Origin of the sequence: Cognataquiflexum nitidum (assembly GCF_022538055.1) — a bacterium.
GTDB classification, from domain to species: domain Bacteria; phylum Bacteroidota; class Bacteroidia; order Cytophagales; family Cyclobacteriaceae; genus Cognataquiflexum; species Cognataquiflexum nitidum.
Genome location: NZ_JAKZAM010000037.1, coordinates 15,858 through 33,390, shown reverse-complemented (window position 1 = coordinate 33,390; position 17,533 = coordinate 15,858). Strand labels below are relative to the sequence as shown.

Annotated in this window: 6 protein-coding genes; 2 read left to right on the top strand and 4 right to left on the bottom strand. The window is 36.9% G+C overall.

What is annotated here, in order from left to right; genetic code table 11:
- Positions 1–53: 53 nt before the first annotated feature.
- Together MMU07_RS19240 and MMU07_RS19235 are read right to left on the bottom strand one after the other, a co-directional pair.
- Entirely contained in the window at positions 54–6,719 is a 6,666-nt protein-coding gene (locus tag MMU07_RS19240; protein WP_241128236.1) for a type I polyketide synthase, read from the bottom strand.
- A 666-nt stretch (positions 6,720–7,385) separates the two neighbouring features.
- On the bottom strand, positions 7,386–9,224 hold the full coding sequence (locus tag MMU07_RS19235) for a non-ribosomal peptide synthetase (protein ID WP_241128235.1): 1,839 nt from the start codon (positions 9,222–9,224) through the stop codon (positions 7,386–7,388).
- Positions 9,225–10,082: 858 nt separating this feature from the next.
- Between MMU07_RS19235 and MMU07_RS19230 the strand changes: the two genes are divergently transcribed.
- Both MMU07_RS19230 and MMU07_RS19225 read left to right on the top strand, forming a co-directional pair.
- A complete protein-coding gene (locus MMU07_RS19230) occupies positions 10,083–11,435 on the top strand; it encodes an MBOAT family O-acyltransferase (RefSeq protein ID WP_336246208.1) in 1,353 nt (450 codons plus the stop codon).
- Positions 11,436–11,438: 3 nt separating this feature from the next.
- Complete coding sequence (locus MMU07_RS19225; RefSeq protein ID WP_241128233.1) at positions 11,439–12,338, top strand: hypothetical protein; 900 nt, start codon at positions 11,439–11,441, stop codon at positions 12,336–12,338.
- Positions 12,339–12,392: 54 nt separating this feature from the next.
- On the opposite strand, the gene MMU07_RS19220 is transcribed toward MMU07_RS19225, so the two are convergent.
- Positions 12,393–13,250, bottom strand: a complete 858-nt coding sequence (locus MMU07_RS19220; protein ID WP_241128232.1) for a class I SAM-dependent methyltransferase — start codon at positions 13,248–13,250, stop codon at positions 12,393–12,395.
- A gap of 270 nt (positions 13,251–13,520) precedes the next feature.
- A complete protein-coding gene (locus MMU07_RS19215) occupies positions 13,521–17,426 on the bottom strand; it encodes a glycosyltransferase (protein WP_241128231.1) in 3,906 nt (1,301 codons plus the stop codon).
- Between the last annotated feature and the right edge of the window lie 107 nt (positions 17,427–17,533).

Here is a 17,533-nt window from a genome sequence, read left to right as displayed (position 1 = left end):
TAACAGAATGAATTCCTGATTTTTATATTTTCAATACTTATTGCTTCTGTTTACTAATCCACTTCGAGTTTGACAAATTTATTTGGATTATGTTCATCTTTTAAAAACCATGCAGGATTTCCATACTCATCCTTACCTAATCGTGCACCAGGCACAGGGGGCTGAGAAAAGCCTGTGCTTATTGGAATTGAGGATGAAATAGTTTTGCTTCCTCCATAGAATCCTACCTGAAGCAATTCACCAATTACCTCTTTGAATTTTGTAATAATTAAGTCTACGTCGGATTCGGTTATTTGTGTAGTCAAATAGCAAGGAAACCCGTCATAAATATGTATTCCCCTTTCACGGAGCATAATAAATATCAAATCGGTATAAGGTAGTTCTTGATGGTATTTCAATTTCCAAAGAGAACCAAAATGGGCTATATAAAACGGTAATCCCATTTCTACGAAATAACTATCCAAAGAATGGGCTATTCGGTCGGTCTTCTGCTTCAAATCCGCATGGATAGCACCGTTATCTTTTTTGAAATACTCCAAGGAAGCCTTTGCTGCTGCCAAAGCCAAGGGATGTCGTACAAAGGTTCCTGCAAAATATGTAACACCAGCCTCAGGCATAGAATCATCTCCAAATTGCCAATATCCACCATCTAGAGCGTCCATGAATTCCGCAGAACCTGCAAGTGCTCCAATAGGAAGCCCACCTCCGATAACTTTACCGTAAGTTCCTATGTCCGCCTTGATTCCGAATAGCCCTTGAGTTCCTTTCAAGTGTGTTCTAAAGCCTGTAATAACTTCATCGAAAATCAGAACCGAACCACTTTCAGTGGCAATTTTACGTATTTCCTTTAAAAATTCGACAGGCTGAAACTCAGGTCTTCTGCTTTGTACCGGTTCTACAAGAATTGCCGCAAGTTCATCTTTCTTTTGGCGGAGGATTTCAAGTGATTCCTCTGTTCCATAATCCAAGACCAAAAGATTTTCTACCTGGGAAGGCAAAATGCCGGCGGCAGCAGGATAGGATGTTTGGTTGTTTCCTCCACGCACGATAACTTCATCAAAGGTGCCGTGGTAAGAATTATTGAAAGACACAACCAGATTACGTCCCGTTACGGTCCTCGCTATTCTCAAAGCAGCCATGACAGCTTCTGACCCTGTATTACATAATGCAGCTCTTTCATGGCCCGTTAACTCACAGATTAACTGAGAAACTTCCCCAGCCAATACGTGCTGAGGCCCTATTTCATAGCCTTTCTCCAATTGTTCCATTACAGCTTTCTGAACAAAATCCGGATTATGTCCAAAAAGGATGGCACCAAAACCGTTCAGTACATCTAGGTACTCATTCCCGTCTATATCCCATATTTTACTACCTTTGGACTTGTCTACAACAAGGGAATATGTAATTTCTTTTGTATTTGGTTTGAATCCTGACACTACCCTGGGGTCGGCCATATGTTTACGGTGAAGTTGGGTATAGGCCTTGCTTTTCGCAGTTTTTTTGTTGAATTTTTGAATAAGGTCTTTCAGGAATACCTGCTGGTCTTCCGTCATATTTGTTACCACCTTTTCAATCTTTGCCATGGCTCCAAAGGTCTTTAGGGCATCTTTTGGCGGTGCATGCAAATGGGCTTTGGAAGTTTCGGGTTGGGCAATGTTTTTAGCTTTTTGAATAGGCTCTAAATCTGTATGTCCTCCTGACAAAGCAGCTCCCGACCCAATCTGTGAAAGCATCTGCATTTGCAGGGACATCAATTCCAGCTGTTTTTGAATCAAGCCTGAAATCCCTGTCTGGGCAATTTGGTGAGAATTTTCTACGGAAGAAGCTCCTGTACTGCTTTTTATCATTTCAGAGACAGCCGTAGGATTTGGAATATAATCATGCGGGGCAGTCAGGGAATTACTTGCCTTTACCGAAGGGCTCTCCTCAATTGGTTGGAATTGCTCTTTTGGAAGGTTGGAATCAAAATATGTTGCCAAGTCATTTAGGCTGGCTAAAGTCTCACTCAGCTGTCTAAATGAAATATTTAATTTGAATTCCTGTTTAAGTCTAGAAGCCAATTGGGTCAGCAAAAGTGAATCAAACCCAAGTTCTATGAAAGAAGCATTCTCGTCAGTTACTTCCATTCCGGTTGTATGCCTAATGATGGATACAATTTTCTCTTTGATCAAAGTTAATCTTGAAATCATGTTTTTTGCTTTAATATCTTCAAGTGATGAAAAATTATTTGTACTTATCGGTGCTTCAGAATCCTGAGGTTTAGAAACTTTTGGGAGGGGAAGGTTTTTTGGATCCATCCAAACCCTATCGGTTTTAAAACTGTAAGTAGGCACTTTATGATCAGATCCAAAATTCGGAACTATTTGATCTAAATTGATTTTAATTCCTTTTTGCCAAATCACGCCGACTTGCTGTAAGAAATACTCAAACTCGGGTATTTGCGATTGGAAAATTATACTCGTAAACAACTCTCTTCCTTTGGCAGAAGGCGCTTGTCGGATCAGGGAAGTCAAGACATTACCCGGACCAACCTCCAAAAATGCAAGCGGAAGATCCAATTCCAAAAGTGTTTTTGTGGCATCATGGAAGCGAACAGCCTGTCTTAATTGACTAGTCCAATAGGCTGGATTCATGGCTTCATCGTCGGTTAAGAAAGTACCGGTCACCGTAGATACTATTGGAATTCGGGGCTTTTGAAGACGTATAGAACCAACAATCTTTTCAAACTCCTCCAAAATTGGATCCATCATGTAGGAATGAAATGCATGGCTGGTTTTAAGTACTTTTGATGCGATGTCTTTCGTTTCCAAGAGATCAGCAAAAGCCTGAATGTCTCTTTCTTCCCCGGATAAGACACATTGATTGGCTGCATTTATTCCTGCTATGTCAAGTTCTTTTGGAAGTAAAAACCGAATTTCTTCCTCCGTTGCACGAACAGAAAGCATTTTTCCGGCAGGAAGGTTTGAGATCAGCCGACCCCTTAATGCAACGAGTCTGAGTGCCTCTTCCAATCCCATGATTCCTGCCAAATGAGCAGCAACAAATTCGCCTATACTATGTCCACACAGCAAAACAGGTTGAATTCCAAAAGAAATCCAAGTTTTTGCAAGTGCGTATTCTATTGCAAAAATGGCAGGTTGGGTATTTTGGGTATTCCTCAAAACAACTTCTGCAGCTTCATCGGTAACCAAAGGAAACAGAATATCGAGAATAGAAAGTCCAATCTCCGCTTCTAATATTAAATGACATGCATCCAAGGCATTTCGAAACTCCGGAAAAGCCTCATACAATCCCCGCCCCATATGAAGATATTGAGCCCCTTGTCCGGGAAACAAGAAAGCCATTTCATGATTTTGAAGGTTGACCTTGTCTTTTGGCTGAAAAATTGACAGCTTATGTATCAACTCTTCTCTGTTTTTTACTGTAATAAACCCACGATACGCATGGTTATTTCGATAATGAACCAAAGTAGATTGGAGTGAAGCAAGTAGGTATTGGTCATTTTTGGAAATGAAATTTTGGAGCTTAAGGGCATATCCCGCCACACTTTCTGTAGATTTGGCAGACCAAGGAATCAAGTATGCCGTATGTTCTGAAGGTTCATCGACTTTTTCCTCAACTGGATAAAATTCTTCCAAAATCAAGTGGACATTGGTACCCCCTACTCCAAAGGAACTTATTCCTGCATATCTTTTTCCTTCCTGATGCCATTTTTGATTTGCTTGTGGGATAAAAAACGGAGAGTTTTCAATTTGAATTCTTTTATTGAGTTGATTGAAATGGACTTGAGGGAAGAATTTTTTCTCTTGTAAAGTCAATATTGACCTAAACAATCCTGCAATCCCCGCAGCAGCATTAAGGTGTCCTATATTACTTTTGACACTTCCCAAAGCACAAAAATGAGAATTATTTGTGGCTCCAAATGCCATTTTTAAACCTTCTATTTCAATCGGATCACCTATTGGTGTGGCTGTGGCATGGGCTTCCACATAGCCGATACGCTCAGATTCAATCCCCGCATCTTCAATAGCAGCCATGATAGCACCCGCCTGTCCTGAAGCACTTGGTGCAGAAAAACTTCCTTTTTCACCCCCATCATTATTTACCCCAATTCCTTTGACAATTGCATAAATGGTGTCACCGTCTGCTATGGCGGACTCATAATCTTTTAACAATACAGCACCCACGCCATCACTGAACACCGTTCCGGAAGCTCCATCATCAAAAGATAGAACATGACCATCTTTACTATTTACCGAGCCATCATCAAATAGGTGTCCACTTTTTGCCGGAGATTTGATACTTGAAGCCCCTGCAATGGCAATATCGCATTTACCCTGACGGATGGCAGCAACTGCCTCAGAGACCGCCAATAATGCAGTGGAACAAGCTGAATGCACACTTATGGCAGGGCCAGTCAAGTTTAAATGGTATGCTGTACGCGTAGCCAAGTAATCTTTTTCATTGAGAGAATTAACCAAAAAATCCCCATAAGAATCCAACAATTCTTTATGGGATGAAAGGTTATGCCAAAGGTATGTATTTGGGCTACAGCCTGCATATACTCCAATGGGCAGTGCTTCATCAGATTTACGAAGCCCTGTCTTTTCCAATAATTCATGACAAACTTCCAGAAATTTACGGAGTTGAGGGTCTGCTATGGCTGCCACTTTTGGATTTAGTCCAAAGAAATTGGCATCAAAAGAATCATAGCCATCAATAATCCCTCTTGCCCCAACAAAATATGGGCTTTGCTTAACAGACTCCGGAATAAAAGGATCCAATTCTTCAGGTTTGAAAAATCTGATGGTTTCTTTCCCTTCTTGCAGGACTTCCAAAAACTCCTCGGGAGAATTTGCTCCAGGGAACCGTAGTGACATTCCGATGATTGCGACTTCCCTTTCCTTAGACTTTTTGGTGGAAATATTTGTTCTTTTATTCTTAGTAGCACTTTCTTGTCCAAAAAAAGCTGCTATTTGGGAAATGGTGGGTACTTGGTAGAGCTTAATTATTGGGAGTTCCAATCCCAGTTGTTGTCTCAATTCAGAAACCACTTTTTGGGCTTTCAATGAATTGCCTCCCAACTCGAAAAAATTGTCATAGATACTTACCTTATTGTAATTTAGGATGCCAGTAACAATTGGAGTGATTTTCTTCTCTAGGTGACTTGTAGGGGCAACATAAGATTCAGCCCATACAGGCCGCACGTTTTGAGGCTTAGGAAGTGCTTTTTTATCAACTTTTCCAGAGCTGGTTTTTGGAAATTCATCTACTGCCAAAATATAATCAGGAACCATATACTCCGGAACCTTTGCCTTGAGCATATTTTTAATAGCTGAAAGGTCATTTTTAGTGGGGTCGGTAAATAGGACATAGCCGCAAAGGTATTTTATCCCAGCGGGGTCGGTATCTAACTTTACAATAGCATGTTTGATATTGGGAAGGTTGACTAGGGCAGATTCTATTTCTCCCAATTCTACCCTGTTGCCTCTGATTTTGATCTGGTCATCTTCTCTTCCATGGAAATAATATTGATCATTTTGAGTCAATTGAACCAAATCTCCTGTTTTGTAAACCCTTATGACTTGGCCTTCGGGACTTTCCCAATGGACAAATCGGGTCAGGGTCAAGTCCTCCCTGTTAAGGTAGCCTTTTGCAAGGCAATTGCCATAGATATGCAATTCACCTATTTGACCAGGTGCTACAGGCTGCATGGTATTGTCAAGGATAACAAAACCATATCCCGGCATTGGTTTACCTATAGAAGGAATCTCTTCCCATAAATCCGGATTCCCCTGTAGGTCAAGTTCGGAAGCCCACATAGATGCTTCGGTAGGACCATAATTATTTTTAAGAATGGCACCAGGGATATTTTTAAAAAATTCCCTTACATGTGGGGTAATTTGTAATTGCTCCCCACCTGTGTTGACCTCAATTAGACTAGAAGGGAAAATTCCAGATACCACTGCGGTATTGGTAAAATACTGTAGCGAAACATTTGGTAGGAATAGGGTATTGATTCCTTGTTCTTGTACATAATTGACCATAAAATAGGCATCTAACCTATTTTTCTCTTCGATTAGGTGAAGTTCACCTCCTGAACAAAGAGAAACAAAAATCTCTTTGACTGAGATATCAAATCCTAAATGGCAAAATTGAAGCGTCTTTATGCCAACACCTGCAGCCCGTGAAGTTTTTAGTTTATATTGTATCAACTCAAGGCCCCCTTGCATTGTAACCATTACACCTTTGGGTTTCCCGGTAGAACCCGATGTAAAGAAAACAGCATATACCTCTTGGTTAGCTGAGGGAAGCTTAATTGAACTATTCGTTGAATTCGATTGATAGGTTATCACATTGAGTCCCAGTGTTACCCAAAAGTCTTTTTCTGAATCATCCGCCAAAATGGTATTAGCCTCAGAAATTTCAAGCATATTTTCATGCCTTTCTTTTGGATAAGTAGGGTCTATAGGCATATAGGTTTTTCCTGCTTTTAATATTGCAAGAACCCCTACAATCATAGAAATTGAACGCGTCGTACTTATTCCAATGATTTGTTGGTTTGTTGACCGTTGAACGATTTCAATTGCCAATTTGTCTGAAAGCAAATCCAATTCAGAAAAGGTGGCTGAAGACTTATCAAAAACGACAGCTGTTTGCTTCGGGTTTTCCCTCGCCTTTAGCTTAAAAAGCTCTATTAAACTTCCTATTTCAGACATATTTCCATTCATTAAAAATAATCAATTTTTTTTCCGGCACTTTATGTAATTGCAAAAGCGAAAATATAATTTTTTTGTTTAAATGCAATTTTTTGTATGTAAAATATTTTTTTTTGTATTCTAAACAGACTTATTTGTTTAATTTAGTATTATAGATTTTTCTAAATTTTTATATACCAATCTCTAACAAAACAATAGCGCGAGTACATCTAATCCACATGAATCAATAATCTTTTTTAAAATTAGTTCAAAAATCTAAATTTTTTTCTAAATTTTCTTATTAATCAAACCGATTTATACTTTTTATCATTACGATCATCAAAAGTTTAAATCAAAATAAACTTAACACTCAGAACAACAGGTTATTGAAGTTAGGCAACATTCAGAGTCCTTCAACCTTGTCAGGAGTTAGGGAATAATTCTTTAAAACTGGGATTTTGGAGTAGTCACCAGAATGTTTGGGAATAAATCCGAACAAGATTTTGTCCGATAATGTAACCTCCACCTTCTATTTTTATGATATCTATTTCCTTACCCAGGCATTTACATGATATTACTTCGAGTTAATTTAAATTAACATAGATGTGATAGATTTTTATGCGAATTATTTTTAGATACTAACATATTTTGTAATGGTTAATAAGATAAAAGAAGATCATAATACTTTTAGACAATAGCTCCACGGGTTATTCCAAACAAGGACGATTCTTTTTTTTCAAAAAAAATCAAATCTGACTCTATGGTGTTTTTTTCTTTTAATAAATATTCAGATAATAACCTAGACGTGGGATTTTGGAAAAAACCTGCAATTGAGATTTTATAATTATACTGTTTCCGTAATTGGGCGATAGCATTTTGGGCTTTAATTGAATTGCCACCAAACTCAAAGAAATTATCTGTTACACTAAGCTCATTATGAAACAATATCTCCTTAAGGATATTTAAAATGTTTTTTTCAACAGGTGTAACGGGAAGTACCAAAGTTCCTGCCCATTCGGGTCTCTTGTATTCCGGTTTTGGAAGTGCTTGTTTGTCAATTTTACCAGAACTGGTTTTAGGCATCTTTTCTACTTCCATCATGAAATCAGGAATCATATAATCAGGCAATATCTCTTTGAGTTGCTTTTTGACAAAAAACAAATCCAAAGCTCCTACAAACCCTGTTTCCAAGTATCCAGAAAGAAATTTCTGTCCAAATTTATCAATTTGTGGTTTTACCACGGCCTGCTTTATTCCCGGGATTTTTGAAAGGGCTATTTCAACCTCCCCCAACTCTACCCGATTGCCTCTTATTTTGACTTGATCATCTTTTCTTCCTTTGAATCTGTATGTACCCTCCTTATCTTTAATAGCTAAATCTCCGGTATGGTAAATTCTAATGATTTCTTCCTTTGGAGATTCCCAATAGAAAAATTTTTCATCAGAAAGATCCTTTCTGTTTATATAACCTTTGGCCAAACATTCTCCTGAAATATATAAATCTCCCACTTCCCCTTCTTTGACAGGGAATAGATCACCGTTTAAAACCCAAAGTTCTACTCCTTCTATTTTACTCCCAATGGAAGGAATTTCTTCCCATAGAAAGGGATCACCTTCCAGAACCAGTTCTGTTACACAGACGGATGCCTCTGTTGGGCCATATGCATTTTTTAAAACAGTTTCAGGAAGGTTCTTAAAAAAACGTCTGATTTTGTCTGTAATCTTAAGCACTTCACCGGCTGTAGTAATTTCAGTCAAGCTTAGCGGAAAGCAGGAAAGTTCCAAAGATTCTTCAATCAAAGTTTGAAGTGCGACATTTGGTAAAAAAACCCGATTGATTTTGTTTTGGATAAGGTATTCAAGTAATCCTAAGTTATCAAGACGTTTTTCTTCATCAATCAAATGTAATTCCCCTCCTGACCATAATGATGAAAAAATTTCCAAAATAGCCCCATCAAATGCCAAGTGGGCATATTGAAGGGTCTTAACCCCACAACTGTTCCAAGGATATTTACATTGGAAGCCAATGTTATTACACAATCCTTTATGACCTAAAACCACACCTTTGGGATTACCGGTGCTCCCAGATGTAAACAAAACTACAGCTGTATCAAAATCAATTGTTTGAGTATTATGGGGCAACAAAGAGGACAATTCACCATGAGAAACAAGACCCAGTCCTTTCCAATGTTTGGAATAAGTACCATCATCCATCATGATTTTCAATCCTGAAATTTCAATCATGTACTTTTGCCTTTCAATAGGATAATCAGGATCAATTGGCATAAAAGCTTTGCCTGATTTTAAAATTGCCAATAAATGAATAATTGTTTGAATAGATTTTTTTGAACAAACCCCAATTATTCTTTCCCCTTTTGCAGCTTGATTTAAGTGGTTTGCAACTGATTCGGCTTCCCTATCCAACTGGGCATACGTGATTTTTTCATTTCCAAAAATAACGGCAAAGTGGTTTGGATAACTTAAGGCTGCCTTTTCAAAACCTTTATGAATTAATTCAGCGCACATTTTATATTCGAGATAGATGATAGATAAAATAATAAAATATTGTGTAAGGAGAGCCCTTATAATTTGTGATTTTTATAAGCCTGACAATAAACTAATTGACAAAATGAAGGAATCTAACTTGTTTCAAAAAAAACGTAAGAACCTGCGAGTGTTTGGTTTTTAAATTTTGATTGGGTGACTTAAGATTTAAAAACTGACTGCAATTTAAAAATAATTTAATAAAACACAATAAAGCTTTCTTTTTTGATAATATTTAATGGATTTACACTTCATTGCCACTGACCCTATATTCCCTCTTTATTCAGGACGGGTCCGGAGGCATCAGGACGAAGTCGGACTACCCCGCATGCCCTCGGACAGGGATGTTTTGGGCCTTTAAGTCCTCATACATGAATTAAAAATGGGATATCCTATTTACCGGCATCATTGCGTAAATGCATATAATATTTAAAGGAAATTCAAGTTAAAAAACACATTCGGATTGTTTCAAAAAAATCATGAAACAAAAATGGCGATTACTGACATGATTTTATAGCAATAGGAAAAGTATTGGGTAATCCTTAAGAAAGCACAAATTACGCAGTAATTGAATCGAGTACATAATAATTATGTAGGCGCAAAGTGAAAATAGTTTTGATTTGAACTAAGTATGAATATTTTTGTCTTAGGAAAAATCAACCTTGATCACCCTATTGTACTAATAATAAATTCTGAATAATCAAATAAATCTTTTGTTTTTAATTAAGGTTTGACATAATGCTTTTTAATTCCATTGATTTTGCAATTTTTTTACCATTGGTTTTTACCATTTATTGGTTTGTAACCAATTACAATCTGCGTGTTCAAAATTTTCTTGTTGTGGCTAGTAGTTTTGTTTTTTATGGTTGGTGGGATTGGAGGTTTCTTTTTTTAATTATTATCAGCCTTCTAGTTGATTATTTTGTTGGCCGTGCTTTGGGCAAGGAAGAAAATACAATAAGAAGGAAAACCTATCTTTGGATAAGCTTGACTGTAAATTTGGGATTGCTGGGCTTTTTCAAATACCACCAGTTCTTTCTTGAAAATTTTATTGCTGCATTCACGTTTTTTGGGAATCCAATTCATGCGCGTGGATTGGATTTGATTTTGCCTGTAGGAATCAGCTTCTATACATTCCAAACTATGAGTTATACCATCGATGTTTACCGACGAAAGATGGTACCTACAAATGATCTGATTGCTTTTTCAGCATATGTAAGTTTTTTCCCGCAGCTAGTAGCAGGACCTATTGAAAGGGCTTCGAACTTGTTACCACAGTTTCTTAAACCAAGAAAGTTTGTTTACGAAAACGCGGTAGATGGAATGAGGCAAATCCTATGGGGGCTAGTCAAAAAAATGGTAATTGCTGATAACTGTGCCTATTTTGCAAATCAGATTTTTTTCAATTCCGGCGATTTGAACGGCAGCAGTTTGCTTTTAGGAAGTTTCTTTTTTATGATACAGATTTATGGAGACTTTTCAGGTTATTCTGATATTGCGATTGGAACCGCAAGATTATTTGGGTTTAGATTAAGTCAAAATTTTGCTTTTCCATATTTCTCCAGAAATGTGGCAGAATTTTGGAAAAGATGGCACATATCGCTTTCAACATGGTTTAGAGATTATGTATATTTTCCAATGGGGGGAAATAAGCTAAGATCAAGGCCTTTGATTACAATCAGAAACAACGTAGTGCTTTTCCTTCTTATCGGATTTTGGCATGGTCCAAAATGGACATTTATATTTTTTGGGTTACTCAATGCTTTATTCTTCCTCCCTCTTTTCCTTTCGAAAAGAAGTGGAAATTTTAAAGAAGTGATAGCCAAAGGAAGAATTTTCCCAAACCTAAAAGAGATTAGACAGATGATTGTTTTCAACAGTTGTGTTTTGTTGGGAATTATTTTTTTTAGGGCTGATGATTTACCTCATGCCTTTTCCTTTCTGAGAGGGATTTTTTCCTTAAGCCTATTTGAGATGCCTGACTATTCGGGAGTAAAAAAATCTTTGGGAGTTTTAGTGATGGTCGTAGTTTTCATGATTTTGGAATGGATTGGTAGAGAAAATAAATATGCTATCGAAAAAACAGGGTTGAATTGGAAGAAACCCTTTAGAATTGCCTTTTATTATGGGTTGGTATTTTGCATTTTTTACTTCGCAGCTCCAAAGCAGGATTTCATTTATTTTCAATTTTAGGCTATGAAAAAATTTATCAAACTTGCTTTAATTTTTCTAATGCCTCTTTTTGTAACTGCAGCCCTGCTTGAAATGGCGCTGAGGCAAATTCCAAATTCATATGTATATAAAAAAAACTACCTAGACACTCATGCAGAGGAACTTGAGACTTTGATTTTAGGAAGTTCTCATGCCTATTATAATTTGGATCCTATATATTGGAAAGAGAAAGCATTTAATGCCGCAAACCCTGCTCAAAGCCTTCAATATGATCTGAAAATTTTGGATCGGTATATTGAAAAAATGCCAAGCTTAAATAAAGTAGTTATACCTATTGGATATCCAACCCTTTTTTTTGACTTGGGTCACACACCTGAAAGCTGGAGATTAACTCATTATTACAGAGATTTTGGATTTCAAATTTCTTCCGATCATTTTAAATTCCATTACTTCATTCTTTCAAAGATGTTAAAATGGAATTTGGAGGATTTCAATTTGCACTTCATTAAAAAAGGAAATGTCTTAAAAATATCTGATTTGGGATGGGGAACTGATTATCAAAACAGTCCGGAACGAGATATTGAAAAAACTGCAAAACTCAGTATCTTTTGGCATACGACTCCAAACTCTGAGTTTTTTGAACCAAACAAAAATTATTTGGAGGAAATAACGAAGATTTGCTATAAAAAAGAAGTTGAACTGATTCTACTCATTCCCCCCATTCATAAAAGTTATTTTGAAAGAAGAAATGAGGAGCAGGTAAAAAAAACAAAAGAATTTTTACAATACCTTCAAATCAAATACCCCAATTGTATTTTGATGGATTTTTCTGGTGACATATCATTTCTAGAAAGTGACTTCTATGATTCTGACCATTTGAATAAGGAAGGGGCAAAAAAACTCTCTCTTAAACTTAGGGATTAAAACTTAATTCATACCAATAAAATGTCTTTCTTTTTAGAAACGCATGAGTTTAAATTACCTAAAATAAGCTCCCAAAAGTAAGAATCGGAAGCTTCCGATTTCCATTATCTCGCTGTTTATGATTTCCATTCCATTTTCTTTTGCGAACTTGGTGTAAGGATGGCTAAAACTCAATTCTGAACCAAAGATACGCGAACCGGGCTCAAGATTTGGGTCAAAATTCTCTGCCAGAGGTTCAAAAAACAAAATGGCAGAAGGGCTTCCTTTCTTTATGGATTGAAACAAAGCTAGCAATTCATTTTCTGTGAAATATTCCAATACTCCTCCAAAAGTCATGTAAACTGTATTTGACTTATGGTTTTGCGCTATCCAAGTTACTGCATCGCCAGCTTCAAATTCTAACCTTGGATACTCTTGAAAACCAGACTTATTAAATTCGATTAAAGATTGATTGATGTCCAATCCAATTAATTTTTCAAAATTATGGTTTTCATGAAGATGCTTTAAAATTTTCCCAGAACCACATCCAATTTCAACAATTCTATTTTTTATCCCGATCTCAAAAAATTGTTGGTAGATTCTATCAATTTTTTCTTTTACTGTTCCAAACCAAGAATCAAATCTTTTATCAGACCAATCGTAAAACTGAAAAGCTTCCGGGTTTTCCCATAATTTCCGGTGCAACTGTGCCAGTTCATCTTGACTACCTTTTTTTCCTAGATTAAAAACCAAAGTAGCAAGTGCTAATCTTTCAATTCTGTTTTTTGGATGCATGCCCGACAATAACTTTTCTCTCAACGGGGGCTGTAAAAGCAAAGCAGCTTTACCAATAAATAATTTTATTCCTTTTTTAATCCCCTTTTTTGGGACAGATAGTGGAAAATTCCATTTGTGTTTTTCAACTTTCATCATTCTTTTTTAAAAAAGTAAAACGTCAAAACAATAATCTCCTTTATTAATAATCACAATATTAAAATTCTGATTGGCGGAAATCGGGTTAGAACCTATATGTTCATCTCGAAATGTAACTAACATACCTCATAAAATCAAGAAAACCTTGATTTGCAAAATTAAAAGTTGTTTTGTCTAGAGATTAAACTAACATCTATTCGAAAATCGCAAGTCCAAAAAAAGGATTTTAAAATTCAATACATGGAAGATTTAAGACATTTACTGATAAATTTATTTTGCTTTCACCAAAAGAGGCCTTGATGCAGAAATTACATTGCCTTTAGGATCTACAGCATACACATAAATTCTTGATTTTTTGGAAGGTATTTTAATCTCCACAAACTTCCCGTCCAACTTGGTATTAATAATTGGACTGCTTTTTTTCCAATTCTCATCATAAACTTCCCAATTATATTCTAGATCTTTTACATATCCATTTGTAATTGCAGCTGAAAGCCAAACGGTTTCTCCGGGACTTAAAATATTCCAATGACCTACTATCGAAATATCAGGAAATGTTAAGGACAATTGATTATCCTCAAGCCAAACACCCTGAAGATAATAATAAGAGGGCTTTAATCTTCCTTTATAATCAGTCAAACCATACCATGTGGCAGTGCCTTCGTATCGGTCACGCCAACTGAATGCAATGCCACCTAGGTTTTTCCCCTGATGTCGGTCAATATATTCACCCCACTGTTTTCTATACCATTCAGCTTTACTCAAAGAAGAATTTTCTATCAACAAACTGTCATTCCAATAATCTCCCAATTCTTTGTTCCAATATCCTTTAGGACCAAATTCTGTAATTGTATAGGGTTTTCCAGGATAAAAGACCCCCATTATTGAATCAAGCCGACTGATGTTTTCCTCATAATAAGAGTTGACCCCTATCACATCAATATGTGGTGCGTAAGCTCTGTATTGAGAAATGGCTCCAATCAGTCTTTCATTGTCATGTTCCTCAGAAGAGAAAACTGGTCTGTCGGGGTCAATTTGTTTTATTTTTATTGCCAAATCATCTAAAAACTCTAAATAGCTCCTTCTCACCAAGGTCAGGTAAGGTTGTGCATAGTGTTTTTTTAACAATCCCCATGTTTCGTTTCCTATGTTCCAGCCAATGATACTTCTATCATTTTTGTGATTTCGGACTTGCGACAACACTTTCTTCTCATATGCTTTTAGGGCATTTTTATCCTTTAAGAAATCTACTTTTGGGTCAAACCAAAACCCAAACATTACTTTCAAATCATGGTTTTGGGCTGCATCAAGGATATTTCTGTCATAAATACCGGGTTCATATCTTCTGATAGTGTTAGCTCCCATTTCTTTGATCAATCTGAAATCGGTATCTAATTGTTTTCTTGACAATGGATTAAATCCCTCTTCCCAATCGTGACCTGAATTATACCCAATTCCTTTTATATAGAATGGCTTACCATCGACCAAAAGCCTGTGGTTCCCATTCTCAATTTTTAACATTTTAGGGAAAAAATCTACATCTGGATCATTATTTGACTCAACCAGATAATTCCTTTCTTTCAATAAATCAAATAATTCCAAAGACCCACCAATTCCACTTAAATCATAAGTCCATTCGATATATTCTGCTTTATCTGATGGACGCCAAGGTGTAATCCAATTTTTATCCAAATCGCTATAAAAATAGACTATAGACTTGACTTCAGGGTGTTGGTCTTGGATGATTTTTAACGATTTATCCACCCATTCTCTTCCATTTTCGCCATAGGAAGTCGAGCCAAATTCCGCCAGCATCACCGGAAGTTCCAAGCCTTTTTCTTGTATTTCTTTTTTGAAAGGCAGGTATATCTCTTCAAAAGACCTTGAGGATTTTTCCTCTGATGCCATTCCATAATTCAGAGCTGTCAATCCTATCCAATCCACATATTGATTGACAGAACTGTCATTCCCGAAGGGAAAATAGTACCCAAAACCTTCCACTGACCATGGGCTCCATACCCACGAGACATTATGAGCCCCCAATCTTTCAAACCGATAATGGACATACTTCCATGCCTCCACAAAATCTTCGGGGGTGTTTTCACCTGACTTTGACCAGGCATACATGGGGTTTTCCATTTCATGTGCAAATCTTAAAAAAACCGGCGAATTGAGGTCTCTTAAGGTTATTGCCATCTCATCGATATACTTATCAAAATAACCTTCAATAATATACTTAAAGATCTTACGGTTGTTTTTTAAGTCTTCAACTTCTGCATATTCTTCAAATAGATTAGACCAAGGCTCCCAAGTTACCATAGGGATAGCACCATGAGATATAATTTTCTGCCATTTTTCTTTTGGAAGTGGGTCATCTCCCCAAGCAACATAGGAAGAAATGATGGACCATTTTTTGCCTGACTTGGTTTCCAGATCATTGATCAAAGCGATATCTGCATGAATGTCAAAATGTGGGTCGTAAATTCCAGAATAGAAGCCCCCAAAATCTTTTTCAATTGGTGATTTTATTTTCGGATCAAGATATTCATCACTCCCGATTTTCGATGTGGAAATTATAAAATAAAAAGCAGCAAAAAACATGATCACCAAGACGAAAGGAAATGCCAGCCTGCTCAGCTTAAGGTATGACAGGTTCTTTTTTTGAATTGTCAATGCTTCTCTGAACTTATTAACGGAACTTTTTGAGTGGTAGACCCAAGTAGATTGTCCTATGGCAAAAGCTATTAATAAAACTCCTGCATTTATAGAAGCAAATAGTGCCATCAACATGCTGTAAGGTTGCCAATCTGTGGATAATCCATAGGCAACAGCCAAAATCGAAACAACAGCCACAACGAGGTTAGGTAACCCCAATAAAAACTCCCTCTTGGTGGTATGTTCCTTTGGTGTAGGAATGTAAGGTACTTTAATATTTAATAAGGTATAAACAAAGCCGATGATAAATATCCACCAAGTTCCAACCCTTAAAATCCCTCCCATCAAATGTATTCCTTTTTCCTCTTGGTGATTAAGCCATCCTTGGGAATAAAACCTATAAATTAAATTCATAAGAAAAAAAGGTGTAAAAAAAACAAAGAACACTTTGGGGTCCATTAACCAAGGGTATTCCCCTGTAAACAAGGAATATACCGGAACTACAAAATCGATTACTCCAATTAGTCCAAACAAATAATAAATAGGAAGTAGCCCATAATGTAACTTTTGTCTCCAGTTGAATTTCGAAAAAAGCTTAGGGTAAAGATTGAACCATAAGTCAAATGTTCCCCTACTCCACTTTATTTGTTGTTTGTAATAAGCTGAAATACTGCTTGGAACCTGTCCTCGCGACAAAATCACAGGTTCATATACAGACTTCCAACCTTTTGCATGCAGCAACATGGAGGTGTGCATGTCCTCAGTCAGCCCCGGCGCATGTCCTCCGATGGAGTCAAGTGCTTCCCTTCTAAAAGTGCAATTGGCCCCAATAGCTTGTGCGGTACCATATTCTCCCATCGCTTGCATATAAGGTCCATAAAACATGTAGGTTTGTTCTGCTGCTCCTTGGGCGATAAAAGATTCTTTTTGGTTACCATAAGATTGAACGACCTGTACATATCCTATTTCTGGGTCATCGAAATAGTGCAAAACATAATCTAAAAATTCAGGATAGGGTGCATGGTCAGGATCTAAAATAACGCAAATTTCACCGGTGGCCTGTTTAAGGGCGTTATTGATGTTCCCTGCTTTGGCGTTTTCATGGGTTTTTCGGGTGACATGTATTACACCCAATTCACTACAGAGTTTTTTTACATAAGCATCATCTCCTTCATCACAAAGATAGGTGGTATGGGGATATTTTACTGATACCAAGGCCCTTAAGGTATTCTCCAACATATCGTATGGCTCACCCGGGTAGAAAGTGGTGAGCATATCAACAGACAATTGCCTTGAAGGTAATTTGGGTTTTTCTGAGGTATTTCGAAGTGTGGGCAATCCTGCAAAATGGTACCACTCAAATCCCACTTTTAATAATTTGAAAAATAAGGAAATGGTAAGCAAGTAATAAAGCACTCTTTGACCCTTCCCTACTTCAGTACCAAAGCCATAAAGGAAAATTATCAATGAAAAAATACAGAAAACTAAAATCAATTTTCCTGAGCGCGACTTTCGATCCATGTCCTATTTTGAGGTGATTATCAGTTTGAAAAGAGTAAGTGTTTTTAATTTATTCTATCAGGTAATTAAAATATTATGTGTATCCGCTTTCTTGCACGTAGCCAAAC